Source organism: Flavobacterium sp. RHBU_24, assembly GCF_046613695.1.
Classification (GTDB): Bacteria; Bacteroidota; Bacteroidia; order Flavobacteriales; family Flavobacteriaceae; genus Flavobacterium.
The window spans coordinates 22765-49139 of sequence record NZ_JBKJHD010000020.1 but is presented as its reverse complement, the minus strand read 5'-3'; the positions used below and the strand labels follow the sequence as shown (position 1 = coordinate 49139).

The window sequence follows — 26375 nt, the reverse complement described above, 5'->3', positions numbered from 1 at the left end:
CTGGTTGACACGCTCCCTTTTACCTACAACTGTAAGCAGCGAGGTAATATTTTTAATCTCCCCGGAAGGTATCTCGAAATAATCAGCGCTTAAAATAGCAAAATCAGCCAGGTTTCCCGGCGCTATACGCCCTTTGTCCTGTTCCTGGTTTTCAAACCAGGCTGCACCCGTGGTGTATAATTTTAACGCCTCTTCACGGCTAAGGCGATTGTCTTCTGCCAGTATAATGGAACCTGACACTGATTTTCCTGTTACCATCCAGCTCATCCCGATCCATGGATTAGCGGGAGATACCCGGAACCCATCGGAGGTCATTGATAAAGGCACGCCACTATCTATCAGGGCGCGAAGCCCAGGGGTATACAATGCTTTATCCCTGCCATGGGTTTTTGCGAATGCATCTCCGTGAAAAGCCATTTTGGTGTCAAGGGCAATGCCACCACCAAGTCTTTTTACCCTTTCAATATTTTCCGGCGATATTGTCTCGGCATGTTCCACACTCCAGCGCATACCGTCAAGTGGTGTGGTAAGATTAACTTCTTCAAGAGCATACAGAAAAGTCGTCATATTCTCGTTATAGGTAACGTGCATCCTGAAAGGTATTCTTTTTTTAATCAGCTTACCAAGATCTTCCCGGGCATACTTCATCATCACATCTTTTGGAATTATAATAGCAGGCTCATCAAAATTCTCGTGGTCATGGAGCTCGGGCCTGAGAAGCTCACCGGTACCCTCGTATTCGTGACCATGCTCCATTGTAGGATGGAGATTCTGACCCGGGCTTATCGGAGCGGTTTTGGTAACACGGTAAATCTCGTCGTCAACCCAATTGCTGTTTGGGTTCATATCCAAACCAAGATCTACGAAAGGGAAGCGGACGTTGAGCCTTTTTTTCCCTATAAGGGTACGTAATGGTGCATGACCTTCAGGATATCCGATAATGGCAGCGCATTCAATTGCAGAAGTTATTCCAAACCTGTTAAGGTAATAAATGACAGATTGCAGCGAACTTACCTCTTCATCGGGTGTGGGACCGGGAGTCATACCTTCCAGGGCAATAAACATAAAGGTGTTACCTGTTATTACCCCTGTAAAATTTCCTTTTTTGTCTTTGTGAATCTTTGTTCCTTCGGGCATCTGGAACTTTTCCGTTCCAACGCCCAGTTCTTTCATCGCTGGTGCGTTGAGAAAACCCCAATTATAGGCGTAATGGACCAGAAGGGGCCTGTTTGGCACTGCCTTACTCAATTCTTCAGGAGTAGGCATCCTGTTTTCTGCAAACTGGTAAGGAGACCGCCCCCCTGTTACCCTAACCCACTGGCCTTCGGGAGTCCTTTCTGCCTGTTCTTTCAGCATTTCCAGCGCGCGCTTCAATGTCGGCACGCCATCCCACCTTACCTTATGTGTAAGGTTCCTTTCGTTAAGGGGATGGATATGTGAATCCTCCAATCCCGGTATAAGCCTTTTGCCCCCGGCATCAATAACCTTCGTAAGGGAATCTTTCATGCCAAGTATTTCGGCATCACTCCCCACCGCGTAAATCCTTCCTCCTTTTACTGCTAAAGCCAATGCCGTTGGTTGGGCAGCGGTCAGTGTAGTAATCCTGGCATGATAAACAATAAGGTCGGCACCGGATGATTGCGCAGGCTGTGCCTGAAGCCCCAATGCCATAATGGCCGTGCAAAAAGATGTAAATGTTTTTTTCATATTTTATTCTATTGGGTTAACAATTAATACAGCTGTAATATTTATCAAGTGAAAAAACCTTTATGGATAAATTATAAATCCAAACTTATGCTTGGCCTTTCAGGCTGTAAAAATGCAAACTGATAGTGTATTTAGACGATGACATATCATAAAAAAAAGCGTTGATAAAAATCAACGCTTTTGTACCCGGCAGGAACTATTTTATAGATTGCCTTTTGACCCGGCTTAAAGTTTCTTTAGTAATACCCAAAAATGAAGCGATAAAATGCTGCGGGAAACGTTCTATAAAGCGTGGGTGGTTATTTACAAAATCTTCATAGCGCTTCTCGGCAGGATAGCTGATTGTTGAGGTAAGCCGCCTTTGATTAGCAATGGCATTCCTATCGTCCATCAACCGTGTCATTTCTATAAGGGCCGGCACTTTTTCCGCCAAAGCCATAAACGACTCCCTGGTAATAATAAGAAGTTCGGCATCTTCCCATACATCAATATTGTAACGCGAAGGGTTAAGTGTGGTAAAACTCTCACGTTCGGTTGCCCAGTAGTTCTCTATGAACAAATTGACAATGCGCTCCCCTCCTTTCTCATCGGAAATATATTGACGCATCGCTCCCTTTGAAATAAATGCGGTATATCTGGCTATCTCTCCCTCCTGTAGAAAAAATTGCTTTCGTCGCAGCTTTTTAAGCTGAAAGGCACTTTTAATCATTTCCTTTTCCTCAATAGTAAGTGATGATTGGATATAATTATGGATATAGGTGAAAAGATTTTGATACATATTCAATAAATGTTTTTTAAAATTATTAAAATTTCGATTCAACTCAAACGATTGGCGTACTGCAATAATGCTTAACCAGGTCCGGGATGGCATAAACACGATAATCGTAACATTGCAAATTACCCTAATTTACCATCCGGTATCACAATCTATTGATAAATGTTTATGTCTTTTTTTATCAAATGTCATCGTTCAAATCCATCAGCAAAACCGATTTTTGCTATTGAGTAATGCACTTGGAAAGTATTTTAAAAGTACGCCCAACATCTTCAGAAAACAATTTTATGTTAAACAAATTAAGCCTATGCGATATATAATGCAAAATCCTGTGGTCAGCACCATAGGACGTGAACACTATCAATGTAATGTGGAATGGCGAAATGGGTCATTCCAAACAGATGAACCTGTCTCGATGGGAGGCAGAGACACAGGCCCCGACCCTTACAGTTTGTTACTTTCATCTCTTGCTTCCTGTAAGATTGTGACACTTCGGCAATTCATTGATAAGCAAGGCTGGGATGTGCCTGTGATATGGGTTGCGGCAAATATATTTCAACATTTAAAGACGATACAGCTACCACCACCATCGACTGCGATATGTCGTTTCCCGAAGCAGTACTTGATATGGAACACCGAAACATACTGCTAAAGGTTGCAGAAAATTGTCCGGTATCGAAAATCCTGAAAGGTGACACAAAGGTACGTAGCTTTATTTATTATAACGTGTCAGAGCCTGACGGCAAACAATATAGCGGTGAGAATATTACCATATCGTGGAAACCTTCTCTTTGTCAGCATTCGGGCGTTGCGTAAGCCAATTGCCGGATGTTTTTAAACTTGGTGCAAGCCCATGGATTAATGCTAATGCAGCATCGGCTGATCGTCTTTCGGAACAAGTCCGCCGTTGTCCTACCGGCGCCCTCAGCATAGCTGAAAAAAGTTAACGGAACTTTTTTCTGCTACATTTACTATCAAAATAAAAAAGAAACAATTTCGCCAATCACATAACCGCTTTGCAAAAATAACCGCATTTTTTTAATTACCCTGTTGATATATGTCAACAGTCGCATTTCAGGTAATTTTTGTTCTGGGTGCATCGATGGGCGATTCTCTCAAAAACCAATTAAAACAATAGTATGGAACTTGAAAAACTACAGAAAGCCCACGTGGCTGCCTGGAATGAAAAAGATCGTGCGAAACGCGACGAACTTTTAAAAAGCATTTATGCAGAAGACATAAAAATGTACGATAAAAACTTTATCCTTAATGGTACACCAGAGATTTCTGATTTTATTCAAAAATTACATGCCGATCCGAAATTCATTTTTTCTTCAGCCTCGGATCTCGAAGACCTTCAAAACAGTGCCAGATTGTTTGGCAAGATTTATACCAGTGAAGGGACGATTAATAGTATGGACTTCTTTATCTTGGAGAATGGTAAGGTTAGCCATTATTACGCATTTATGAGTCCTGAATAAAAACAAAACGACATGATGCTCATCGTTTAGATTAAATGGTGCGGTATAGAATTGAAGAAATTTTTCATCTACAACCCCGTTTCAATAAGCATATAAATGTATTATTTGTAGTATTTTTTCAATTTTATCCTGTTCAATCTCATCCAAGACTATTAAATCTTTGATCTGATTATTGTATGATATAATTGACAAAACTGAAGAAATTATCCTCGTCGACGATATTAAAAGCATTGAAGCATGTGCTTCTATTTTAGTACCAGTCAATAAGTAACGGCAAGATGTAATTCAAATTGCATGCATTACTACGCTTGTTGTCGCACTTGAATTATTTTTCAACTGCTGGTCAGATTATTACTATTACTGCGTCGGAAAATAGTCTGTTAAAAATAACGATTAAAAACCATACAGAATATTAAAGAAAGGGCTGTCTCAAAATTGAGGCAGCCACTTTACTATTTCTGATCAGTCTGGTTATTTCTTAATGAACTTTACATAAGTTCCCAAATTCGATTTTATAAAATAGATACCGGCACTTAAGGAGCCGGTATTAACAGTGTTAACCCCAGACCTTAAATCATGACTGCCTATAATTTTCCCTGTAATATCGGTTAATATAACCTGGGTTGGCTCAGTAGCATCAATAAAAAGCTGATCGTTTACAGGATTAGGATATACCACCCAGCCCGGCTGTATGAATGTCCCGGTATTAAGACTGGAAACCGTAACACATTCTGATGTTTCAGAGCACCCATTTTGCGTTACCACAACTGCATAGGAGCCATTTTCAACAGCAGTGAATGATGCGCCGGTGGCTAAGTTTATCAACTCACTGGTAGCACAATTAATCCATTGGTAGGATGCCCCCGAATTGGTCGCCGTTATTGTAGCGCCAGAAGCAGTTACTGATGCGTCCACAACCATCACAACTACTGTCTTTGTCGTTGTTATAGCGCATTGCCCTGCATTTGGGGTAAAGGTATAAGTCGTGGTAACACTATTATTTACTACCGGGGTCCAGATTCCGTTTATACCGTTAGTCGAAGTCGTGGGAAGTGTAAAGGATTCTCCCTGGCATATCGGTGCAATTTGACTAAATACTGGTGCCACGTTGTTGTTCACCGTTACCGTCATAGTTGCAGGAACAGCGCACTGGCCCGCATTTGGCGTAAAGGTATACGTTGTTGTTGCATTGTTGTTTACCGCCGGGCTCCAGGTTCCGCTTATACTGTTTGTCGAAGTCGTGGGGAGGCTGAACAATCCCCCTTCGCAAATGGCAGGTACCTGAACGAAAGTTGGAGTTACATTGTTGTTCACGGTAACTGTCATGGTAACCGGAATGGCGCATTGTCCCGGATTGGGTGAAAATGTATAGGTTGTCGTGGCTGTGTTATTTACAGAAGGGCTCCATATCCCTGTAATACCATTATTGGAAACCGAAGGTAACGTAATCGTCCCTCCTGAGCAAATAGCACCTATCTGTGTGAATACAGGCGTCACATTATTACTGTTTACAGCAACTGTCATACTGGCTGTAATCGCGCATTGATCCTGATTAGGTGTAAAGGTATACGTCGTGGTAACACTATTATTTACTGCCGGGCTCCAGGTTCCGGTGATGCCATTATTAGAAGTAGAAGGCAGGGTGAATGTTCCGCCTGTACAGATGGCAGGGATTTGCGTAAATAGTGGCGTGACGCTACTATTCACCGCTACGGTCATTGTGGTTACAGATGCACATTGTCCTGTATTGGGCGTGAATGTGTATGTGGTGGTAGCCGTATTATTTACAGCCGGGCTCCACGTTCCTGCTATTCCGTTATTAGATGTTGCAGGCAGCGTGAATGTACCTCCGGTACATATACCCGTAACTTGGGTAAAGGTAGGCACTACGGGGGTAGTAACATTCATCGTAATTATATTGCTTGTCACAGTTGGAACAGATGGGCATAGTACGCTGCTTGTCATGACAACCGAAATATTATCTCCGTTAACAAGGTTCGAAGCTGTAAATACCGGGCTGTTCGTACCAACATTGTTGCCATTTCGTTTCCATTGGTACTGGGGTGTAGCGCCACCATTTACAGGTGTTGCTGTAAAAGTAGCGCCGCTGCCCGCACAAATCTGGCTTGAATCAGCTGCAATCGACACGGAAGCATTGCAAGGCTGTATCGCTCCGTAAACACAAATAGAGAAACTGTCGATAGTTGTCCCAGGATAGGCATTAAAAACCTGTATATAATATTCCTGTCCCTGTATAAGGTTAGAAATGTTTGCCGTTTCACTAAGGTTTGCTCCGTAGTTATTGATGCAGGCAATTGGAGTGCCGTTGCAGCCTCCCTGGTATACCAGATAGCCAAGGTCGCGACCAATCATCGGCCCTATGTATATATTTGCGCTACTTCCTTCCGCAACAAATCTAAACCATACATCCTGGCCGGCTTGTGGCGCACATGAAATTGCCGGGCCGTCAAACATAGCGCCTGTAAGTGTGGCCCCAACCTCTGAACATGTAGTGTGCTGGTACAGCACAAGTGCATTTTCACAGGTATCATTTGACGGTTTAGGATACTTTGTAATGCAGAAAGAAATATTTTGTGAAGTGTATCCGCCCATCAAATGGAAAAACCTTACATAATAGGTTTGGCCGATAACGAAATTATAATTTTGGTAGTATTCCGATACATTGTTGCCATAATTGTTAACGCATGCCATCATGGTGCCAGAACAGCTTCCTTCAAATATCTGGAAACCCGGATTAAAACCACCTACCGGGTTCAGGTAAATGCTGTAGGTTTGCTCAGTAGCCACAAATTTGTACCAAATATCCTGCATACTACTACCTGAAGGGCACACAGCCGCCGTACCGTCATTGGCAGATCCTGAAAATGTACCCCCGATGTAGTTGCATGTGGTGCCGGGAAACACCTCTGTAGCATTGGCGCAAAGATCATTGGCAGGCGTAGGATAGTTCCTGACGCAAATATTGAAGTTACGTGTTGACAACGATCCTAAAGCGTTTATGACCCTAATGTAATATTCCTGGCCCGCAATAAAGTTAGTGCTGAAATAACTCTCGCTACTACCAGCAGCATAGGCGTTAGTACAGGTAATAAGCGTACCGTCGCAGCCACCCTGGTACACTTCAAAAGCATGGTTGATATATGGTGTGCTCTCGAGTTCTATACTTATCATAGCATCAGTAGCCGTAAATTTATACCATACATCCTGTTGTGATATAGTGGCACATGACGGAATATTACCATCTTTTAATGAACCACTGAAAGTCCCCTGCATATATGTACATGTAGTACTTGGGGTAAGCTGTTGTGCATTGGCACATAAATCATTTGCAGGTGTTGGATATTTAGTTACGCAGATACCGAATGCCCGGGTGCTTAAATTGGCTGAGGCATTAATTACCCTTATGTAGTATTCCTGCCCTACAATGAAATTATTATTAAAATAGCTTTCACTAAGTCCTGCTCCGCCCTCATTTATACAAGCCACAACAGCCCCGCCGCATCCGCCCTGGTAAATCTCAAAGCCGTGGTTAAGGTTCGATGAGCTGTTAAGCTCTATCATCATCGTCACATCCGTTGCGGTAAACCTATACCAAACATCCTGAGAAGTATTAGTGGCACATGATGGGACACTGCCATCTTTAAGTGAACCGCTGAAAGTACCAGGCGTAAAGGAACAGGTAGTTCCCGGAGTAAGCTGTTGCGCATCGGCACACAAGTCATTTGCAGGTGTAGGATATTTAGTTACGCAGATACCGAATGCCTGGGTGCTTAAATTAACTGAGGCATTAATTACCCTTATGTAGTATTCCTGCCCTACAATGAAATTATTATTAAAATAGCTCTCACTAAGTCCTGCTCCGCCATCATTTATACAAGCCACAACAGCCCCGCTGCATCCGCCCTGGTAAATCTCAAAACCATGGTTAAGGTTCGATGAGCTGTTAAGCTCTATCATCATCGTCACATCCGTTGCGGTAAACCTATACCAAACATCCTGAGAAGTATTAGTGGCACATGATGGGACACTGCCATCTTTAAGTGAACCGCTGAAAGTTCCCTGCGTAAAGGAACAGGTGGTTCCCGGTGTAAGCTGTTGCGCATTGGCGCATAGGTCATTTGTTGGCGGGGGAATGTTTGTCACACAAATACCGAATGAAGCCGAACTGAATTGTGCTGTTGCGTTTAACACACGTATGTAATATTCCTGGCCTATCACATACGTATTGTCAGTATAAGCTTCTGCATTTCCCGCAGGTGTGGCATTTACACATGCCATTACAGTACCGCCACAGCCCCCCTGCAGCACAAGGAAGCCATGGTTAAGGCCGGACGTAGCGTTTAGCGATATGCGCATTGTAGCATCGGTTGCAGTAAACTTGTACCATACATCCTGAAGTGACTCGCTGGTACAGGTTGGCGCTGTGCCAGCGAGTGTCGCACCACTAAAGGTTCCCATAGTGTAATTGCAGGTCGTGCCGGGAGTTAGCATGATTGCATCGCCACATTCGTTGTTAGCGTATGAAGCGAATCCTAAGAGAAGTAAAGAGAAGAGTAAAAAATTCCTCATTATATTAATTTGATTGATTAAGTGTTCTTTTTTTTGCAAATGTAAATTAATGCTTATAAACGTTCATTAATCAATGTTGCACTGTTATATACTATTGTTGCACATCCTGAAAATCTATTGATTTTTAGCAAAATGGCTTGGAGGTTCACCAAAATGCTCTGTAAACGATTTTGTGAAATAAGACTGGCTGTTAAACCCGCATTTGTATGCTATTTCCGAAATGTTACCGTCATTGGCAAGCAGCAAGTCCTTCGATTTTTCGAGGCGCACCATACGTATAAAGTTTGTGGTAGAGAATCCTGTCAGCGCCGCAAGCTTCCTGTGCAGCTGGCTCCGGCTCACAGCCATGTCTGATGAAAGCTCATTAACCGAATATTCGGCATCGCCAATATTCATGATAATACTTTCGATGACTTTATTTACGTAGGCATTATCGCTTTTTATACGCTCTTCAAATATCTTTGCCGATTTTATTGCCGACTGGTACAGCTGCCTGTTGCGCTGCATTGTGGTGAACAGGTTGTGTACGGTCAGCCTGAGTTCATCGGGAGAAAAAGGTTTTGCAATATAAGCATCTGCGCCGTGGCTGAGCCCGGTAAGGCGGCTCTCTAACGATGCCTTTGCCGAAAACAACACCACAGGGAGGTGGCTCGACACCTGGTCGGAACGAATGTCTTTCAACAGATCAATGCCATCCTTTTCGGGCATCATAATGTCAGAAAGTACAATGTCGGGCAGGCTTTCGCTAATTATGCTTATCGCTTCCTGTCCATTTTTGGCATGGATGACCCTGAAGCTATCCTGTAGCACCGAAATGGTAAACGCGGCTGTATCAGCATCATCTTCAGCCAGCAGGAGCGTAGGGGTATCGCTATCGGCATAAACGGCCTCAGGAATATTTTGCAGTTGCTTTACCGGCAGCGTAACTGTAAATGATGTTCCTACAGGTGTGCTTTGCATCTGTATGTTTCCCTGTGCCAGTTCTACCAGCTCTTTTACCAATGAAAGGCCGATACCCGTACCGTTTGTGCCCGACGAATATTTGCCCCTGAAAAACCTCCTGAATACCTTTTTTTGTTCTTTTTGAGGAATGCCCGGACCGTTGTCCTTAATTTCTATCACAAGCTCCTCCTGCCCTAGCCGCGAAATAACCTTTACCTCGCTACCCGCGGGACTGTACTTTAAAGCATTGCCAATGAGATTCGACATTATTTTTTCCAAAGCATTCGACGGGAAAGAATAATATCCGTTAACATTGCTTTTTTCATTGATGATTCTTTTACCGTCCGAAGCTGCCTCGGCTGCAAAACCATCAGTAATGTCATCGATAAAATCGCCGATGTTACCTGTCGTATGGTCCAGGCTGAAACTTCCCTTGCCAAGTTTGGATGCATCCAGCAGTTCATTAACCAGCCGCGTGAGCCTTTTGGAATTTCGCTCTAAAAGAACCAGCTGTTCGGTGTTCTTTAGCCCTGCATCATTTTTTATCAACTGTATCGGCCCGTCAATCAGCGTTAGCGGAGTTCTTATCTCATGGAATATGTTTTCGAACATTTTTAGCTTTTCCTGCTCAAATTCCTGTATAATTTTCCTGCGCTGTATAAACAGGTACATTATAAACCCGGCAACGATAAATACCAGTGTGGCGCCAAAAAGCAGCAGGTTACGCTGGTTTTTACCCCGCTCGATTTCCTGCTTGTTCAATTGTATTTCTTTTTCTTTTTTTTCTGTTTGATACCTGATTTCCAACTCATCAACTTCTTTTTGCTTCTGCACGGAAAATATGCGCTGGCGGGCCTCGTTTTCGAGTTTTTTGTAACTGTAGGCATTCCTGAAATCCCCCATGGCTTCATAAGCCAGCCCTATGCGGTCATACAGTGCAGGCTTAAATGGGTCTTCAGGTCGCTTATCGTTAACCGCTATGGCCTTTTTCATGTATTGGATTGCTGACGGGTAATCTTTCTTTTCAAGATAATAGTCACCAATATTCTGGTTGGCGGTCATTTGGCCGGTAAGGTCATTGTACTTTACAGCAAGGTCAACACCTTTATTATAATAGTAAAGGCACGAGTCAGGTTTTACAGCCTGGTAGGCCGCCCCAAGTGAATTGTATACCGTTGAGAGGTATTGCTCCTGCCTGTTTTTCAGCAGTGTCTTTTCGGCATCCCGGAGTGTTTTTACAGCTTCGGCATAGGACTGGTTCGTAATCTGCAGGCCCGCCAGGTTGGTGGATATAAAGGCATAGTACTGGTAATCGTTAGCATCTTTTTTTGCCTTAGCTGCCAATTTAAAATAATGCTCTGCCTTTTTGATATTGTTTTGGTAAAAGTAGCAAACCCCTATCCCGTTGTATATGGTACCTGCCAAAGATTTTTCATTATGTTTTTCTGCCAGGTCAAGTCCTTTAAGGTAATTGGCAATGGCGTCCTTCATCTTATTCTGCTTTTGGCAGGCCTCACCAATTTTTGCGTAGGAGCGTATTACAATCCGATGGTTCTTCAGCTGCCGGCCTGTAGTTATTGCCTTTTGGGCATAAAAAATGGCAGAATCAGGGTTTGTACTCAGATAATATGTCGCCAGTTCACCATTGATTTCTGCTTCCTGCACTCCATGGGCATTTTTAAGTAGTTTATTCAGCGAATCTGCCGTTTGCTGCGCGGTGAGATGTGCCGGAAATAAAGTAAAAATGAAAAGAGGAATTAAAATAATGTTACTTTTTAAAATCGTTTCAATTTTTCTACCTGCAAAACACAAATCTCTGATCATCTCCATATAACAGTATTTTTTTGCAAATATATAATTAACCTAACACGGAAGGTTATTAGTTGCCAACTTCAATAAGTAAGATTTCTAAAACCCGTGTTAAAACTTTATACACCAGTGATTTTTCATAGTATAAGCCTGTGGTAAAATGGTGGCAATTTTGGTTTTCAAAAACCAAATGTTCGGTTTTACCGGGTATCCGAAGTTGGTTCGATTCCCGGGGAAATAAAAAAACCTTCAAATACTGATGTATTCAAAGGTTTCTGTTCTTTAGAAGTTTAGTCGTAAACTCCAGGTGGCGGAGAAAGAGGCTCCGGAACCTATATCTAAATCTCAGTAAATACCGATGTTTTCCGTTATCCAATTTAACAGGTACACTTATAGGTCAACTAAAAGCTGAGCAATTATTTAGCTTTAAATTTACGGTATTATCTCCTAATTACCAATTATTTTTATAAAAGCCATTAGTTGTATTAATCATCAGTTAATAAGTGCTGTCGTTATGGTCTGTACATCTCCTGCCTCCCGAAGCCTTTGATAAATACCTTACTAAAAAATATTTTAGGACTTCATAAAAATACAGGTGCATTAATTCAATTACGCTGATAAAAATTTCGGTGGCGTTGTAGTAATGGGCAAGTCCTATTTGGTGGGGAGCGATAAGGATAACACCGTTAAGCTCGACCTTTATTATACAACAAATCCCTTTCGGACGAACCTGTTATAATTGAAAATTTAAGGATGGCTTCCTTGGAAGAAAATCATAGCGATGAAGGTCGATATCGTGCAACGCACCACCCCAAAAAACTCTATGAAGTATTACCAAAACACACCATCGCTGAAATGATTAGCTCTTCATGAAAAACGCTACAAGTATTCACACGACTAATCTTTAATTAAAGCCAAATTTTTACTAACTTTAGTGAAGCAGATGATGATTTTGAGTCCATCTCTTTGAAAGGCTATTATTGGGAAATTATAAAGGAAGATATTATTACTGCGGTTGGGTAACCGCTTTTTTATACTATTATTTGGGACAACGATTAGTCTATTTTCATGGTGTGAAACATACCTTTACAACGTGAATTCTTAACCCATAGACAGCTACAATAATACGTATACTATAACTTGGCAAATATATTATAACATCATAAGAATTTTCATTACGGCTGGTTTTGCCTGAGTATCCGGTCAATTTTTAGGGCTTCATACAGAAAGATGTCACCCAATTTTGTAAAAGGCAAAACACCGCTCTGCCGGTATTTGATGATGGTATTGTTTGACAAGCCGAAAAGCAATTTCAAATCCTCGTTACGGTAGTATTTTTTCGTCTTGATGCCATCCTTTTTTAGTAGGGTGTCTATCGCCTCAAGTTTAGTATATAACGGGCCCAGCAGTTCCTTCAACGCCAGCCAAGCCCTCTCCTTTTTGTCTTTCTTTTTTTCGTTCATGGCTTTTCTATTTTTTTAACCGTGTCTTGCGCCTTTGCAGCAACGCAATCAGCTTATCCAAAAAACGCAGGTGCTTGTCGTTGTAACTGTACCCTTTTGCCTCGGAAAACTCCTTGCTAATGGCTGTGATGGCCGATTGTTCCCCCTTGTCCCCATAATAGGTAAAATGATCCTGGATAAACTCCTGGAAACATTTCCGGTTGTGCTGAGGGTCATAAGCATCGAAAAAAAATATTTTCTCATCCATCAATATATAAAAAAACTGTGCTATTTCTTGTTTCGAAAGGCTCGAATTACACTGGTTATCATTGATTCTTGGACGTAAAAAAAGTAATTGTTCCAACCTAGATACCCTGGTAAGCAGGCCAGACACAAGTGCAGTTAACTGCTCAAATGATATTTGTTCCATATAGTCGGTTCACAATTAAATTTTTAATCATCATTATGTGCTAACTAAGGCCAGTAAATAAATCTTGCTTGCCTGGTTCTTTTTAAACGAAGGTTCATATCTGATATAACCATATTCATCAAGTTGTTTGATGTACCTATGGTAAGAAGCGGATGCAAATATTTTTGCCACAGCCATTATTTCTTTACTAAATAGACAGATGGGATTTTTAAAGCCGTCCGTTTCCCAGATATATAACAATGCGGCATATAACCCAATATGACGCATTGTTATTCGCTGGTCGTTATCGATTGCCTGAAAGAAATCAGACAGTGCTAACAGCGCTCTCATCGTCAACACTATATTGATTGCCCCCTTTTCTTTGTCTCTTTCCGACCAGGCTCATTTTCTTCTCCGAACTGGCCCTTACTGTTGTCTTTTCTCGAAGATTGTCCTTGGGATTCACCCTGCTTTTCACTTTGAGATTGACGGCCTTCCAATTTCTTCATGTTAGCATCATACAGGTTAATGCTTTTGTATTGTGGATTTGCCTCAATATACTGTTTTACCTCCTGATCACCTTTAATGAACGTGGCAGACTGGATATTTCCCTTTTTCAAAGAGTCAATTAAATCATCCTTATATTCACTTTTCAGTTCTTTGATCGGATGCTTTTCAAGTACACTTAGAAGGTCATAACCGTAATTCTCACCGAACTGTTTTATTTTAAAATTTCCTTTATCATCGGTATTTTTAAAATCTAGCTTCAGCCATATCACCGGTAATATTATTTCGGGGCAGGTAAACGGCGACTCAGCAAAACAACTGTCAGAACGTTTCGGTAAGATCATGCAAAAACGGCAAAGCCTTTCCATTAACAGTAATGATACATCAGTCAGCCAGTCACGCCAACTTGAAAGCGCCATCCCCCCTTCAAAAATAGCTAAGCTGAGTTCGGGCGAATTTGTGGGTATCGTAGCAGATGAACCCGACTGTCCGATAACACTAAAGGGGTTTCACGCCGAAATACAAAACGACCGCCAAGCCCTGAGAAAAGAAGAACAAGGCTATCATGATATTCAGCCGGTCAGGAAGATAGTACCGGGGCAGGTACAGCAAAACTATCTGCAAGTCAAAAATGATATACGGGACATTATAGATAGCGAATTGCAAAGCCTCCTTGATGATCCCTCAAAAAGCTGGATGATTATAAAAAAATGAGCCTGGCCAGCAGTAATTGGGACAAAGATTAAAAGTCCTCTAAATTGAATAATATCCATGTTACCGGATCTTTAGTGATAACGGGTATAAGACAGGTGCACACCCCGAATAACATATGGGTTAACCGGTCGTAAACAACTTAAGGGCTTCCAACTACATCAGATTGTTTTTAATGTTGTATCGATATAAGCAAATTTGCTTATATTTGTATTATGGACAAGCAATTTGAACGCTATAAAGGCATACATCCCGGTGCCGTTTTAAAACGCGAGTTGGCCAAACGGCAACTTGCCCAACGCCCTTTTGCCCTCTCCATTGGGGAATTCCCGCAGAGCCTCAACCAGGTTATCCTCGGCAAGCGCGACCTCTCCACCGCTACGGCGCTCAAACTGGAAAAGGTGCTGGGGCTCGAAGAAGGTACCCTGGTAATGCTACAGGCGTATTACGACATTGAACGGATAAAGAAAAAAAATGCAGCCGCCCATACCCCCGACCTTTCACGCTTGCGCAAATCCCTTTTCTGGGATACCGACATAGCCAAAATCGATTGGCAGCGTCAAGGCCCGGCGGTAATCAGGCGTATTTTTGAACGGGGAAACCTCACCGAGAAAAAAGAGCTACTGCGCTTTTACGGAAACGAAAAGGTGCGCCAAACAATAACAAAACTGCATGGCTAAAATGTACTGGAATACCGTAAATCCATTGTTACAACAAGCCTTGCTGCAACTGATGGAACTACCCGAATTGCACCCGTTCCGCCTTGTAGGTGGGACGGCACTATCCCTGCAACACGGACACAGGATTTCCGTGGATATCGACCTCTTTACCGATGCGGATTACGGCAGTATTGATTTTGACCGCATAGAACAGGTACTTTCGGGGCTTTTCGCACATTTAGAACCAGTCTCTTCAGGTCCCGTGGGTATGGGGCGTTCCTACTTCCTGGGTACGGACCCTGAAAACACCATCAAGCTCGACCTTTTCTACACCACGGACCCTTTCATGCAGGATACACTATCCGTTAACGGAATCCGTATGGCTACCACCGAAGAGATTATCGCCATGAAGGTCGATATCATTCAACGCGGCGGCCGCAAGAAAGACTTTTTTGACCTATATGAGTTACTCCCCGCCTACCCGATTGCACGGATGCTGGAGCTGCATGCCTTGCGGTATCCTTACAGCCACGACCTCACTCTGATATTGACAAACTTTACCCATTTTGAAGAAGCTGACACCGACTTCGACCCGGAGTGCCTGCGCGGCCGCTACTGGGAATTTATAAAGGAAGATTTCGAACTCGCAATAGCAGCGTACTGGCAGCAATAATTGGTTAGGTTTTAAAACGCTTACTCTTGCAACGATACAACAAATGATAAAAATTCACTTCCTGAACTGATAACCAAAAGTAAATTCAGCTCAACTATAAGCATATCGTTCCGCACTTCGCCCCTTCCCTGCCTCCGACTTGTGCTTGTGCACAGTGCCCCGTTGACTTCCTCGCCAGAGGCTATCATCTCCGGGGCACACGGGTCTTTCAATTTCTGCGGGCTACTTTGGAGAACCATTGCATCCTGTTAAATTACACCAACCCGCCCTTCACATCCCATAGCGGGGCGGTTGATGGATTACTAAACCTTGCATTATCTCACTTAGGATTCCACCCTGATGGCAAGTCCTTTGCTGCAATGAATGAACGTTATGCAACAGTCGCTTTATACAGCTACAACGAAATGCAATCCCGTTTGCTTCAATCTGTAGACCTTTCAAAGGCCAGAATCAGGAATGCCGGAGCAGCGGTGACGATATTTTTTCTAACGATGCCCGATAGTGATAATGCCCTCAGGTAGGCTCCTTTTTCTGGCCAATGAGAACAGCAACAATATTGTCCCATACAACAGGCATATAAAAAAAGGGGCATTGGCTAAAACAGATACGTCCATCCAATCCGCGCACCTGTATACCCCCAGCTTATCAATAATCAGTAGGTAATTTCCATTATAATCTGCTTCTTGGTATCAGGGACTTTTATATACAGTATCCCAGCAGCCTCATCATAGGTAAAATTTATGTTTTCAAAATTGGTATCGGCCAATTTCTCTAACTCGGGTAACTTTATTTTTTTTGCCTTTGCACCATTTATAACAACACCTTTTGGCCGGGCAGCTGCATGTATCTTAATGACGTAGTTACGTTGGCCCTCTGGCATATAGCCTTTATCTTCTGGTGCATTTATAATAAATCTTAATCCCCCTTTAACAGTGAGACAACTGAAATTGGTTTTGCAATAAATATCTTTCTCATACCCCCGGCTCTCGCCATCATCTTCATACAGCGCAAAGGTGGCTTCCTGGTTTATGTTAGCCGGATACACTTCAAGGCTGACCGGATAATTTTCTTTCTCATGAATATACTGCATTACCGGCATGGTAGGGATAATACTGCCTTTTTTTGCAAAGAGCGGGATTACCTCAAGCGGGGCATCCACCGTAAGCCATTTCCCCCCACGGTATACCGTTTTACCGTCATTAAAATTAATCCATTCACCTTCGGGCAGGTATACCTCTTTCGTGATAGCCCCTTTTTCCACCACGGGGGCTACCAATAGTTCTTTCCCAAACATAAACTGCCCGTTTAATTTATAGGCTTCTGCGTCATTTGGGTATTCCAGGACAGTTGCCCTCATCAGCGGCAGGCCCGTATCATGTGCCTCCCGTGCATAGGTATAAATATAAGGGAACAGCCTGTACTTTAATTCGATCGCGCTGCGCGTGATTTCCTCTGCCCCCTTACCGAAAAGCCAGGGTTCAACCGCGGTATTCCCCTCGTGATGGGCACGCGTAAGGGGGTTAAAAATACCGAACTGCATCCATCGCACATACAGCTCAGCCATTGCAGGATAGTCTTTGATCTCGCCGCAGTATCCCGAAATATCACAGGCCCAAAACGGGATAAGCCCCATGCCTGCGGAAAGCCCTACGGGTATCTGGTTGGCCATCTGCTGCCATCCGTCGAGTACATTATTCCCGTTGCCGGAATCGCCGCTCCACCCAAAGGTATAGCGCTGCAGGCCGGCATACGATGCGCGTGTCATCTGGAAGATGCGTTTGTTAGGGTTGCGTTTGTAGAATTGCTCGGTAACCAGCTTGTCCCAGGTAAAGCCATACACGTTGTGTATCTCGCTGTGCATGCCCAGATAGTGCTTCATGTTGAGCCTGTCGGTAGCATCTTCATTGCTCCAGGCAGGCTCACCCATATCGGTCCAGAAACCACGGACGCCGTCGTCCAGCGGCTTTTGCTGGTAAGCGCCCCACCAGTCGGCTACCTCGGGCTTTGTAAAGTCTACCACACCGCAATTGCCGCCCCAGGGCCAGGGCATGTCGTATGTCTTCCCGGTACGGATATCTGTCGTAAAGTAGCCCTTGCCATTGGCTTCATCCCATTGTTTTTTATTGGCCTGCGATATAACCGGGTCTTGCGAAATGATCATTTTAAAGCCCATACTACCCAGGTCGGCAACCATTTGCCTTGGGTTGCTGTAGTTCCCTTTTTTCCAGTCAAAATCCTGCAGGCCGTCTACCCAACCGATATCCTGGTAGATAATATCGCAGGGGATTTGTCGTTTCCGGAATTCGGCGGCTATTTCACGCGCCTGGTCTTCACGGGTATAATTGCCACGGCATTGTGCAAAACCAAGTGCCCATTTTGGCGGCATGATGGGTTTGCCCGTCAGACCTATGTAGTTTTTAATAATCTCCTTATAATCATTGCCGTACATAAAGTAATAGACCATCTCCCCTTCGGGTGCTTCAAACGAATAATAGTCATTGCTCTCACTGCCAAATTTAAACTCGGTCTTGTAGGTGTTGTCAAAGAAAATACCATAATGGTTGGAGCTCATAAAAAAAGGAATGCTCTTGTAGAGCGGGTCTTCATTGGCGCCGTAGCAGGGCTGGTCGCTGTTCCACATTTTATAGCTGCGGCCGCGGCGGTTAAGCGGGCCCGATTTTTCGCCCAGCCCAAAGAACTGCTCATCACTGCGCAACGTTTTATAGGATGCCAGCCTGCTTCCCTGCTTTACAAATCCCTTTTCGCTGTAGTCGCTGAACAGGAGTTTTTGGTACTTGTCAAAAACCTGCAATTTAAAAGGTGATTTATTTACGCGGATGCGAAGCGACGCGGTAAATAGTTCATAGGCCGATACCTCTTCTTTGACTTCAATAGTACCGTTCCAACCAAGGTCTTCCTCTATGACCGCAAACGACGGATTGCTGCGGCTGAAATTCCCTGTTGCCGACACCCATACTTTAAGCACCTCGCCACTACAGAGCTGCAGCTGTACTTTCGCATTGTTCTCACAATCAAAGATAATCCGGTTGCCTGTTATGGCATACGACAAGCAGTTGCCCAGCGTTTGCTCTTTGGGGGCTGTATTCTGGGCTAAGCCGCGTATAGGCAGAAGCGTAAAAAGCAGGATCATGCAGGCAATATATTTTCTCATAATTGTAGGCTTTAATTGGTTCAGAAGCATTTAATTCATTTTGATAATGCGCATGAAATCGACCATTGCAGTGTTTTCATCCACATTCATATTATTATTCCACTCTTCAAAAACGATTTTGATTGTATTTTCACCTGCATGTAACGGTATCGCGTAACTATTGGTATAGCCCCAATCCGACCACTCACCGGCGCCGCGCTGCGGCATCACCAAAACACCCTGATAATCATCATTGGCATACAGGCTCCTTATCGCACATTTGTTATCCGTATTCCAGGGGCCATTGCCGTTTGAATAACGGAAATCCACATGGTAGCTTCCCGCAGTAGCCACAGTCACTTTCAGGGTTACCTCGCGATTGCTGGCTTTGGATAATTCTGAAAAGCCCGTGCCTTCAAAATTGATGTACGGTTTGGCAGAATTATCCGCGGCGTCTTCTATCTGTACTTTGCGCTCGCTATTCGCCGGATAAACCAGTATCGGTTCGGACGTGAAGCTTTCATATCCTTTGGCATCCGTGGCGCTTACTTTATATTCAGCGAAAGCATCATTTAGCATGGGGTAATCAGTACGCGTAGTGGTCACGATAGCACTACCGTTTTTATATACCGTGTACGACACGGCATCTGTTACAGCATCCCACTTTAGCGTACCCCCATCCCTCCTGGCCTGAGGATTTGCAGGGCTGAAATGGCTGTCGGTGAGGTTTATGCCGCCACTAAAATCATTGTTTTGCATTTCGATTTCTATTATATGGCTCCCGGACATCGTATTGGGTACAGAATAGTTATCCTGCGCTTTTCCGTCAAGCTTAAAACCCGAAATACGGTTACCGTAGCCATTAACTGTTATGGTCAGGTCGGCATTCCGGTATTTAAAGTGCTCCAGCCTTTTAACCCCGTCATATTGTTTTGGCACAGCAGGGCGAAACAATATCCCCTCTTCTGTAAACTCCATGCCCATAAACACACGGTGCACCATGGCCAGGTTGCCCGCCATGCTCCACAGCATGTGGTCCGAATTGATCTCTGTCCCGGCATAATCGCCATTGGAGGCCACAAAATTCTCATAATTGGTAAGAAACAGTGCAGCGGGTCGGTAAATAGCGCCAAGGCCGAAATTAAGAACGGTTTCATTACCCGCCTTTGCTGCTGCAAGGTTGTAGTACGACTGGACGAAAGGCCATACCGCATTGTTATGGTAGGGCGGTATCCCGGGTATCTGGGGGTAGATGCAGGTGGCGCCGAATTCCGTTACGGGAGATTCAGAAATAATCCTGGATGCCTTGCTTTTATCAGCAATTTCAAAAAGTATTGCCAATGCCTCCCCTAAGGCCTCAAACCTGGGCGAACTACTAAGGTACTCCCTGCCATAAAGGTACTGCGCGTAATAGCCCTTGTCTTCCTGCCATAAATAACTATTTATAGCGGCTTTAATCTTTTCAGCACGGCTTTCATACACACTTACGTCCTTACCCAGTATTCTGCCCATGGCAGCAAGTATGGTATGGGTTTTATAATGGACCGCATTAGTCCCGAGATTTTCGGATGCATAAATATCCCGGTTGTCCATCCACTTCGGATAGGTTTGCTCACGCCAGTCCAAAAACGAAGACTCGCCCCTGTATAATCCTGTTTTAGTATTATACAGGGTCTTATAATCGTCATCGAGGGTGTTTTTTATGATGGCATAGCTGCTTTCCAGCCAATTTGTGTCACCGGTAACCTTGTAAATTTCCCAGGCGGCAAGTGCCCATGTCGTGCGGTCAGAAGATACCGGCCATGCACCGCCCGAGCCGGTATCCTGGATAATACGGCCGCGTTTTACCTTTTTCATCAGGCTTATCTTTGCAACATCGGGCTGGTGGTAAGCGAAAGCTAAAAGGATGCTGTAACTGATATCACGTGTCCATACACCGCCCCACTTCGCCCCGGTCCTGAAGGTGCTGTCCGGTTCTATATTGATTAGCGCCTCCTCGGTACTCATCTTAAAAAGGGCATCTACTATGGGTTGTTCCGAAGTATATGTTGGCTTGCCCGATATATCATAACTCAGTTTCCAGTCCTTTACCGCGCTTGCCCCGGTTGCTACCGGATTTAAAATCACTTTTAGCTCGTAAATGTTATCCCCGTCCGGGTCCTGCAGCTTAAGGTTGTTCTCATGAAGGTTCGAAAAATCCCAGGTTAAAGGGCGGGCATCACCGGCAATGTAAAACCCTTTAAAATCTGCCTTCGCAAGTTTTGTTCCGTCATAAGCCGTGTAGTAACCTTTGGTATCAAACTGCCTTATCACTTCGCCCATATCTACCCTAAAGGTATATTCGTAATTAGTCGGGAGGTATGTATCTTCGGTGGCGGAGCCATACTGCAACAGTTTGCCAAATGTTATTACCGGCGACTCGTGTTCCGCGCCTATTATTATAAAATGGTCCCTGCCCGGTGCCATCTCCATGTCTTTTTCATTTATACTGACCTTAAAATTTACTTTTCTCGAAAAAAAACTGCTGGCAGTACTTTGGTAACTGGAGGAAATATGACCCGGGGTATGCACAACTGCATCGTTGCTGCCCTGGATAACCTTATCGCTGTATAGTGTATAGGCTTTGGATGTATAGAGTATTTTAGAACTGTTAGAGCACGAAGCTGCCGCTAAAAGGCCTGCTGCCAAAAGTGTCGTGCGCAGCATACCTGTAGTAATATTGTATTGCATTGCGTTATAAAAGTTTAGCATTATGAAAATGCCCCTGCTCACACAGGGGGCACTTTACAGTAATCAACCCACTTGATTAATTTTATTCTACCACAATCATTCCCCAGTATTTCAGGAAAGGGACTTTAAAATTGATGGAATTGCCATTCTGTGTAAAGGCCACCGCCATAGGCGCTCCTCCATTGTAATCCGGCGAGGCATACCATACTTTTGTAGGGGTTCCCGCAATTTGCAGGTTGACCATAGCCTGCTTGATATCGGCAGGGATATTCTGGTTGCCACCGGTATCACGCCAGTTTAAGGAATTGGCATTGGTAAAGTTTATCAGGTGTACCACCTGTTTGCTACCTACCTGTTTTCCTACAGCAGCAACCTTGCCCATGCTCGGCGGCCAGCTTCCTAAATTCAATTTTCCATCGCCGGTACTTATAGTGGGCTCGGTAAACGTGCCCCCGTCGCGCAGCAGGTTCTGGTAGGCTACCAAAAAGTCATAATATTCCATCAGTGATGCTTTGAGCTCGGCGGTCATGCTCAGGTTGTTGTTCGGGAAATATTCCTTCGCCAGCATGTGTTCGCCCAGTTCAAGGTGCGAACCCCCAAAAGCAAAGATTACAGCATCGGCCAGCAAGACTCCGGGCGTATTAAAAATGCCCTGCCCGTTGGCCTTATTGTAGTTCATATACGCTGCAAGCACCGTGTTTTTGGTGCCGTTACTGTAAGAGGCATTATTCGCAAGGATATCGGTAAGGTCTTTAAAGCCCTCATTCGGCGACCATACTTCGGTATATAAAAAATCCAACGGACTGTTCGCCATCTGTTGCTGCCCGTACTGGTTAACCGCGTTAAAAACCAAATCCTTATCGGGTTTTGCAGCTTTCATGGCCGAAATGAACGATGGGTATGCGTTGTTCAGGTTGGCACTGCTGCCGTCATACTTATACACATTGCCCCTTTCGCCCAGCTGGTCAATATGGTACCCGTCGAAATTATAGACACTGTATACGTCGTTAGTCTTCTGCGCCAGATAGTTTTGCCAACCGGTATTGGCGGGATCAGTCAGGTAGATACTGCTGATGAAGGGCGCGCCAAGCTCATGGAAGTCTTTGGTGGTATGGCCGGCATCTTTGTAGATGAACATTTGCGGGGTTATCGCCGTAGGGTCATAATCGCTAAGTACACCATAGGCTAGGTTATAAAACATGGCCTTCATGTTTTTGCCGTGTGCCTGGGTAATATATCCCTCAACCGTACTTCTGTAGGTATCACGGTTCATAATATCGTTCCATACAGCTGCAGGATTGGCTACCGTACCGGCAAGGGGCTGGTGCTGGCGGTACATCCAGTCGTAAAATTGGATGCCGTTGATGTGGTATTTATTAAGGTTAGTGATAACGGATGCCATCTCGTCCTCACTCAGCTGCCCGTATTCTGAAAGGAAGCCATAGCGTGGAAATTTAGCCCAGTCAGATGATACGTCGATACCGACCGTAGCCACAACTTCTTCCGAATTATCGGCATTCCGGATAGAAATTTCAGCCATATACCCCTGAAAATCCGTTGTGGGCGGCGTCCATGTCCAGCCGGTTCCCGTCATGGGCACTTCTTCCAGTACCGTACCTAAATGCATGTACCGTATAAAAGCATTATCGTAGGTTTTATCTGCCGTGAACGTGACAGCATCACCCGGGTTGTAAGCGGCTTTGTCGGTAACCAGCTCCACTGTATTTGCAACCGGATCGGGGATATAATGTATGGCTCCGCCTTCATCGTCGTTACAGGCAATGGCCATTGCCAAAACCGCGGCAAACAGCACTCCCGTTATTTTTCTTTTTATCATCTTAGTTTATGGTAAGCGTATTAGTATCAAGGTTTACGGTTATGGTATGGTTACCGGCCTGTGCTGCCGTTACCAACCATTTATTATCATCGCCTTCGCAATTATCACGGTAGTTAAAGTTGGTATTAGTGATGCTTTGGTTAGCAGAAGCTGCCACGATCTCCGTGCCCTCGCACCAGTTGGTATTGAACTTGGTAAACTTAAATTCGCCCGCGGCAAGGTTACCTGTCCAGGTATAGGTACTGCCGCTCTTGCTCATCGGTGCAAGGGCGCCCATGCTCCACCCGTTTGGCGAGGCATCACCAATTATGTACACGTCAACAGGGGTTATATGTATGACATTATTAGCCATATCAAGGGTGATCTTGTACCGGCCGGCCGTTTCGGAAGTAACCAGCCATTTATTATCTGCATCGCATCCTGAATTTTGGGCAACGCCTGTTTCAGACAGCACCTGGTTGTCAACCAGCGGCCTGTACCACTGTCCGCACCAGTCCCCGGTATTGCCGGCCAATATTTTAAAGTTACCGGGCGTAAGTGTAGCTTCGTAAGTGAAAATGAACGGGTTATCAGTAGCGGTAAATGCCTGTGGGCTATCAATGTTCCATCCGCTTGGGCTGGCATCGCCAACAATCCACAATTGTGTGAACGGCGGCGCGTCCACCGCTTCTATAATAATAGTCAGGGTAAGCACATTTACGGTAACCTTATACATACCGGATTCGGTAATCGTCCATTGCAGGTCTTCGCCGCTGCCCCCCTGGTTGTATACGATCTTGTTGGCATCGGTACCGTCCTTTGTATAAAAATCCTGGCACCAGCAGCCGTCCTGGCTTACGGCAAATTTAAAGTTGCCTGTACTGAGCGTGCCATTGTACACGAACTCAACAGGGTTGGCAGACGACGGCACCAGCGCAGTGGCGTTAGCGATATCCCAGCCATTGGGGGTAGCGTCACCTACAATAAACAAGGTCGTCGTCAGGGGGCGGTACGGCGTAAACAGCAGATCAACCACAGAAGTCTGCGGGCTGACGCTTCCGTCTGCAAATGTCGCCGTAACCCGCGCCTGTAAAGCTATAGGCGTACCGGCCTGTGCACCGAAAGTGGTAAGCAATATCTGGTTTAGCGTGGCCACATTAAGGTCGAACGCAAATTTATTCGTACCGAAGTCGTACTCGATAGGGTTCGAAAAATTGTTTTCCGCCTTGTCGATTTCCAGTTTGTAAGAAATAGAAGACCCCGTACCTTCACTCGTGCCTGTAGTCCACGAAAATTTAAAGTTATTCAGGTACATGCTGGGCTCCAGTATCATTTCGTTTGCTGAAACCGACAGCTGTAATGGCCCTGCCTGCGGGATGTTGTTCTGAAGGTCATCATCGCTACAGCCAAAGACAAGGAGTAATGCTACAAGCGGAAGGGCGGCCCAATATTTTATAGGTTTAATGTTTTTCATGATCTAATATTTTTAATAACCTGGGTTTTGCGATAAGTTAGGGTTACGGTCGCGCTCTATCTGAGGGATGGGCAGCAACAAGTGGTGCTCATCTGCGTTGGTTTTGCCGATGGAGTGCAAAAAGTTAAGGCCATACTGGCCGTTGTTCACCCGTATAAGGTCGAACCAACGGTGGCCTTCAAATGCCAGCTCGACCCTGCGCTCCCTGAGCACCGCATCCCTGAAATCGGCCTGGTTCATACCGGAGGCAATATCCGGAAGGCCGGCACGATTGCGTACAAGGTTTAGAGGGGCTTGTGCCAGTGAGGTCTGTCCAAGTTCGTTAGTGCCTCTGCCTTCATCAGCAGCACATCAGCATAGCGCAGCACAGGAAAATTAAGCGGGCTGTTATCAAACGACGGGCTTGTGCTTAACGGCACCAAAAACTTACGCACATTGTACCCTGTAAACGACCACGAGGGGCTATATTGCTGCCCGTCAAAAGCAGGCCCCCCTTCATACAGGATCGTAACGTCTTTACGCAGGTCGCCTGCCTCATAGTTATTGACAAACTCCTGGGTAGGCTGGTTCCAGCCGTAGGCGCCCGCCACAAGCCCGGAACTCCTTGGGCCCATAAAGGTGCTGGTCCACGAAGCCTGGTTCTCGTTACTCCAAAAATCATAACCTGCATTGGCCACATACTGCACCTCAAACAACGACTCGCCCGAATTCTCGGTCTCAGTCCTGAAATTATCAACATAGTTAGCATTAAGGCTGTAACCCATGCCCTCCAGTTGGGTAGTAAGGTCTACCACCTCCTGCCAGTGGCCCAGCGTTAAATGCACTTTAGCGAGCATGCCTACAGCAGTTCCTTTAGCGGCACGGCCTTTATCAGCATCCGTGTATTCCTGTTTTACAGGCAGCAATTCAACAGCGTTTTCAAGATCGCTGATTATTTGTTCATATACTTCGGCAGCAGGCGTCCTGGATGGGTAAAGGTCACTATCAGAACTCTGTGGCTCAGTTATAAGCGGCACATCGCCAAAAAAACGCACCAGTATAAAGTAGTATTGGGCCCTTAAGAAATACGCTTCACCGAGGCTTCGGTTCTTCACAGTTTCATCAATGCTAAGGTCCGGTGCTACTTTAAGCACAATATTGGCACGGAGTATCCCCGGCCACGGCCCACGCCAAAGGTCGAGCACGCCTTCATTAGCACTATTGGTCACAAAGTTTGAAAGATTGGTGGTTTCAATGCCGTCCTCGCCGCCGCCCGCGCCCACTACACTGTTCCCGGCAAAAATATCTGTGGTCCACATCCTTAAGTTATACAGCTTTGCCCATTGCAGGGGCTGATAGGCGCCGTTCACCATGGTAACCAGTTCTTCGGCATTGGTTGGGTAATTGCCTGTATTAATAGTATCAGGCTGGGTTTTATCCAAATAATCATCACTGCATTGTACCAATGAAAGTGATAATAAAAATAGTAGACAAATTTTCGTATAGTTCATTTTCATAGT

General features: G+C 44.7%; 19 protein-coding genes and 2 pseudogenes. 7 read left to right on the top strand and 14 right to left on the bottom strand.

What is annotated here, in order from left to right; all coding sequences use genetic code 11:
• Nucleotides 1-33: 33 nt before the first annotated feature.
• Nucleotides 34-1506: pseudogene (locus ACLI09_RS15720) on the bottom strand (amidohydrolase); the annotation flags it as partial.
• Nucleotides 1507-1903: 397 nt separating this feature from the next.
• Nucleotides 1904-2485 carry a Crp/Fnr family transcriptional regulator gene (locus ACLI09_RS15715; RefSeq protein ID WP_411420591.1) on the bottom strand — a complete coding sequence of 194 codons (582 nt, stop codon included), beginning with the start codon at nt 2483-2485 and terminating at the stop codon, nt 1904-1906.
• Between the two features lie 531 nt (nt 2486-3016).
• Between ACLI09_RS15715 and ACLI09_RS15710 the strand changes: the two genes are divergently transcribed.
• From ACLI09_RS15710 to ACLI09_RS15700, 3 genes are all read left to right on the top strand, one after another.
• A complete protein-coding gene (locus ACLI09_RS15710; protein WP_411420614.1) occupies nt 3017-3298 on the top strand; it encodes a hypothetical protein in 282 nt (93 codons plus the stop codon).
• Nucleotides 3259-3429 (top strand): (4Fe-4S)-binding protein, encoded by a 171-nt coding sequence (locus ACLI09_RS15705; RefSeq protein ID WP_411420590.1) that lies wholly within the window; start codon nt 3259-3261, stop codon nt 3427-3429. The genes ACLI09_RS15710 and ACLI09_RS15705 overlap by 40 nt, the downstream gene beginning before the upstream one ends.
• A gap of 192 nt (nt 3430-3621) precedes the next feature.
• Nucleotides 3622-3963, top strand: coding sequence for a nuclear transport factor 2 family protein (locus tag ACLI09_RS15700; RefSeq protein WP_411420589.1), 342 nt, complete (start codon nt 3622-3624; stop codon nt 3961-3963).
• A 471-nt stretch (nt 3964-4434) separates the two neighbouring features.
• Here the strand turns inward: ACLI09_RS15700 and ACLI09_RS15695 are convergent, their stop codons facing one another.
• From ACLI09_RS15695 to ACLI09_RS15670, 6 genes are all read right to left on the bottom strand, one after another.
• Nucleotides 4435-8553 (bottom strand): T9SS type A sorting domain-containing protein, encoded by a 4119-nt coding sequence (locus ACLI09_RS15695; RefSeq protein ID WP_411420588.1) that lies wholly within the window; start codon nt 8551-8553, stop codon nt 4435-4437.
• Between the two features lie 114 nt (nt 8554-8667).
• On the bottom strand, nt 8668-11325 hold the full coding sequence (locus ACLI09_RS15690; protein WP_411420587.1) for an ATP-binding protein: 2658 nt from the start codon (nt 11323-11325) through the stop codon (nt 8668-8670).
• A gap of 1154 nt (nt 11326-12479) precedes the next feature.
• The gene (locus ACLI09_RS15685; protein WP_411420586.1) at nt 12480-12767 is read right to left on the bottom strand and encodes a DNA-binding protein; all 288 of its coding nucleotides are present in this window, start codon (nt 12765-12767) and stop codon (nt 12480-12482) included.
• 7 nt (nt 12768-12774) lie between these two features.
• On the bottom strand, nt 12775-13176 hold the full coding sequence (locus ACLI09_RS15680) for a hypothetical protein (protein ID WP_411420585.1): 402 nt from the start codon (nt 13174-13176) through the stop codon (nt 12775-12777).
• A 33-nt stretch (nt 13177-13209) separates the two neighbouring features.
• Nucleotides 13210-13506, bottom strand: a complete 297-nt coding sequence (locus tag ACLI09_RS15675) for a hypothetical protein (protein ID WP_411420584.1) — start codon at nt 13504-13506, stop codon at nt 13210-13212.
• Nucleotides 13507-13514: 8 nt separating this feature from the next.
• On the bottom strand, nt 13515-14006 hold the full coding sequence (locus ACLI09_RS15670; protein ID WP_411420583.1) for a hypothetical protein: 492 nt from the start codon (nt 14004-14006) through the stop codon (nt 13515-13517).
• On the opposite strand from ACLI09_RS15670, the gene ACLI09_RS15665 reads away from it, so the two are divergent.
• The 3 genes from ACLI09_RS15665 to ACLI09_RS15655 all read left to right on the top strand — a co-directional run bounded on the left by ACLI09_RS15665 (nt 14005) and on the right by ACLI09_RS15655 (nt 15705).
• On the top strand, nt 14005-14376 hold the full coding sequence (locus ACLI09_RS15665) for a hypothetical protein (RefSeq protein WP_411420582.1): 372 nt from the start codon (nt 14005-14007) through the stop codon (nt 14374-14376). The two genes, ACLI09_RS15670 and ACLI09_RS15665, sit on opposite strands and share 2 nt — an antisense overlap.
• A 212-nt stretch (nt 14377-14588) precedes the next feature.
• Nucleotides 14589-15053, top strand: a complete 465-nt coding sequence (locus tag ACLI09_RS15660) for a helix-turn-helix transcriptional regulator (protein WP_411420581.1) — start codon at nt 14589-14591, stop codon at nt 15051-15053.
• Nucleotides 15046-15705, top strand: coding sequence for a nucleotidyl transferase AbiEii/AbiGii toxin family protein (locus ACLI09_RS15655; RefSeq protein WP_411420580.1), 660 nt, complete (start codon nt 15046-15048; stop codon nt 15703-15705). Before ACLI09_RS15660 ends, ACLI09_RS15655 begins: the two co-directional genes overlap by 8 nt.
• 20 nt (nt 15706-15725) lie before the next feature.
• Here the strand turns inward: ACLI09_RS15655 and ACLI09_RS15650 are convergent, their stop codons facing one another.
• Nucleotides 15726-15944 carry a hypothetical protein gene (locus tag ACLI09_RS15650; RefSeq protein WP_411420579.1) on the bottom strand — a complete coding sequence of 73 codons (219 nt, stop codon included), beginning with the start codon at nt 15942-15944 and terminating at the stop codon, nt 15726-15728.
• A gap of 268 nt (nt 15945-16212) precedes the next feature.
• Between ACLI09_RS15650 and ACLI09_RS15645 the strand changes: the two genes are divergently transcribed.
• A complete protein-coding gene (locus ACLI09_RS15645; protein WP_411420578.1) occupies nt 16213-16368 on the top strand; it encodes a beta-propeller fold lactonase family protein in 156 nt (51 codons plus the stop codon).
• On the opposite strand, the gene ACLI09_RS15640 is transcribed toward ACLI09_RS15645, so the two are convergent.
• From ACLI09_RS15640 to ACLI09_RS15620, 5 genes and pseudogenes are all read right to left on the bottom strand, one after another.
• Nucleotides 16358-18877, bottom strand: a complete 2520-nt coding sequence (locus tag ACLI09_RS15640) for a TIM-barrel domain-containing protein (RefSeq protein WP_411420577.1) — start codon at nt 18875-18877, stop codon at nt 16358-16360. The genes ACLI09_RS15645 and ACLI09_RS15640 overlap by 11 nt on opposite strands.
• Before the next feature lie 30 nt (nt 18878-18907).
• Nucleotides 18908-21586: an MGH1-like glycoside hydrolase domain-containing protein gene (locus ACLI09_RS15635; protein WP_411420576.1), complete on the bottom strand. Its 2679-nt coding sequence runs from the start codon at nt 21584-21586 to the stop codon at nt 18908-18910.
• An 82-nt stretch (nt 21587-21668) separates the two neighbouring features.
• Nucleotides 21669-23423, bottom strand: a complete 1755-nt coding sequence (locus ACLI09_RS15630; protein WP_411420575.1) for a glycoside hydrolase family 66 protein — start codon at nt 23421-23423, stop codon at nt 21669-21671.
• Nucleotide 23424: 1 nt separating this feature from the next.
• Nucleotides 23425-24876 (bottom strand): SusF/SusE family outer membrane protein, encoded by a 1452-nt coding sequence (locus tag ACLI09_RS15625; RefSeq protein ID WP_411420574.1) that lies wholly within the window; start codon nt 24874-24876, stop codon nt 23425-23427.
• A gap of 12 nt (nt 24877-24888) precedes the next feature.
• Nucleotides 24889-26366: pseudogene (locus ACLI09_RS15620) on the bottom strand (RagB/SusD family nutrient uptake outer membrane protein).
• Nucleotides 26367-26375 lie beyond the last annotated feature (9 nt).

Bases quoted from the DNA above. Each gene is read 5' to 3' on its own strand.
- ACLI09_RS15715 (WP_411420591.1), bottom strand. From the start codon at position 2,485: ATGTATCAAAATCTTTTCACCTATATCCATAATTATATCCAATCATCA.
- ACLI09_RS15710 (WP_411420614.1), top strand. From the start codon at position 3,017: ATGGGTTGCGGCAAATATATTTCAACATTTAAAGACGATACAGCTACC.
- ACLI09_RS15700 (WP_411420589.1), top strand. From the start codon at position 3,622: ATGGAACTTGAAAAACTACAGAAAGCCCACGTGGCTGCCTGGAATGAA.
- ACLI09_RS15695 (WP_411420588.1), bottom strand. From the start codon at position 8,553: ATGAGGAATTTTTTACTCTTCTCTTTACTTCTCTTAGGATTCGCTTCA.
- ACLI09_RS15690 (WP_411420587.1), bottom strand. From the start codon at position 11,325: ATGGAGATGATCAGAGATTTGTGTTTTGCAGGTAGAAAAATTGAAACG.
- ACLI09_RS15685 (WP_411420586.1), bottom strand. From the start codon at position 12,767: ATGAACGAAAAAAAGAAAGACAAAAAGGAGAGGGCTTGGCTGGCGTTG.
- ACLI09_RS15680 (WP_411420585.1), bottom strand. From the start codon at position 13,176: ATGGAACAAATATCATTTGAGCAGTTAACTGCACTTGTGTCTGGCCTG.
- ACLI09_RS15675 (WP_411420584.1), bottom strand. From the start codon at position 13,506: ATGAGAGCGCTGTTAGCACTGTCTGATTTCTTTCAGGCAATCGATAAC.
- ACLI09_RS15665 (WP_411420582.1), top strand. From the start codon at position 14,005: ATGCAAAAACGGCAAAGCCTTTCCATTAACAGTAATGATACATCAGTC.
- ACLI09_RS15670 (WP_411420583.1), bottom strand. From the start codon at position 14,006: ATGATCTTACCGAAACGTTCTGACAGTTGTTTTGCTGAGTCGCCGTTT.
- ACLI09_RS15660 (WP_411420581.1), top strand. From the start codon at position 14,589: ATGGACAAGCAATTTGAACGCTATAAAGGCATACATCCCGGTGCCGTT.
- ACLI09_RS15655 (WP_411420580.1), top strand. From the start codon at position 15,046: ATGGCTAAAATGTACTGGAATACCGTAAATCCATTGTTACAACAAGCC.
- ACLI09_RS15650 (WP_411420579.1), bottom strand. From the start codon at position 15,944: ATGGTTCTCCAAAGTAGCCCGCAGAAATTGAAAGACCCGTGTGCCCCG.
- ACLI09_RS15645 (WP_411420578.1), top strand. From the start codon at position 16,213: ATGCCCTCAGGTAGGCTCCTTTTTCTGGCCAATGAGAACAGCAACAAT.
- ACLI09_RS15640 (WP_411420577.1), bottom strand. From the start codon at position 18,877: ATGAGAAAATATATTGCCTGCATGATCCTGCTTTTTACGCTTCTGCCT.
- ACLI09_RS15635 (WP_411420576.1), bottom strand. From the start codon at position 21,586: ATGCAATACAATATTACTACAGGTATGCTGCGCACGACACTTTTGGCA.
- ACLI09_RS15630 (WP_411420575.1), bottom strand. From the start codon at position 23,423: ATGATAAAAAGAAAAATAACGGGAGTGCTGTTTGCCGCGGTTTTGGCA.
- ACLI09_RS15625 (WP_411420574.1), bottom strand. From the start codon at position 24,876: ATGAAAAACATTAAACCTATAAAATATTGGGCCGCCCTTCCGCTTGTA.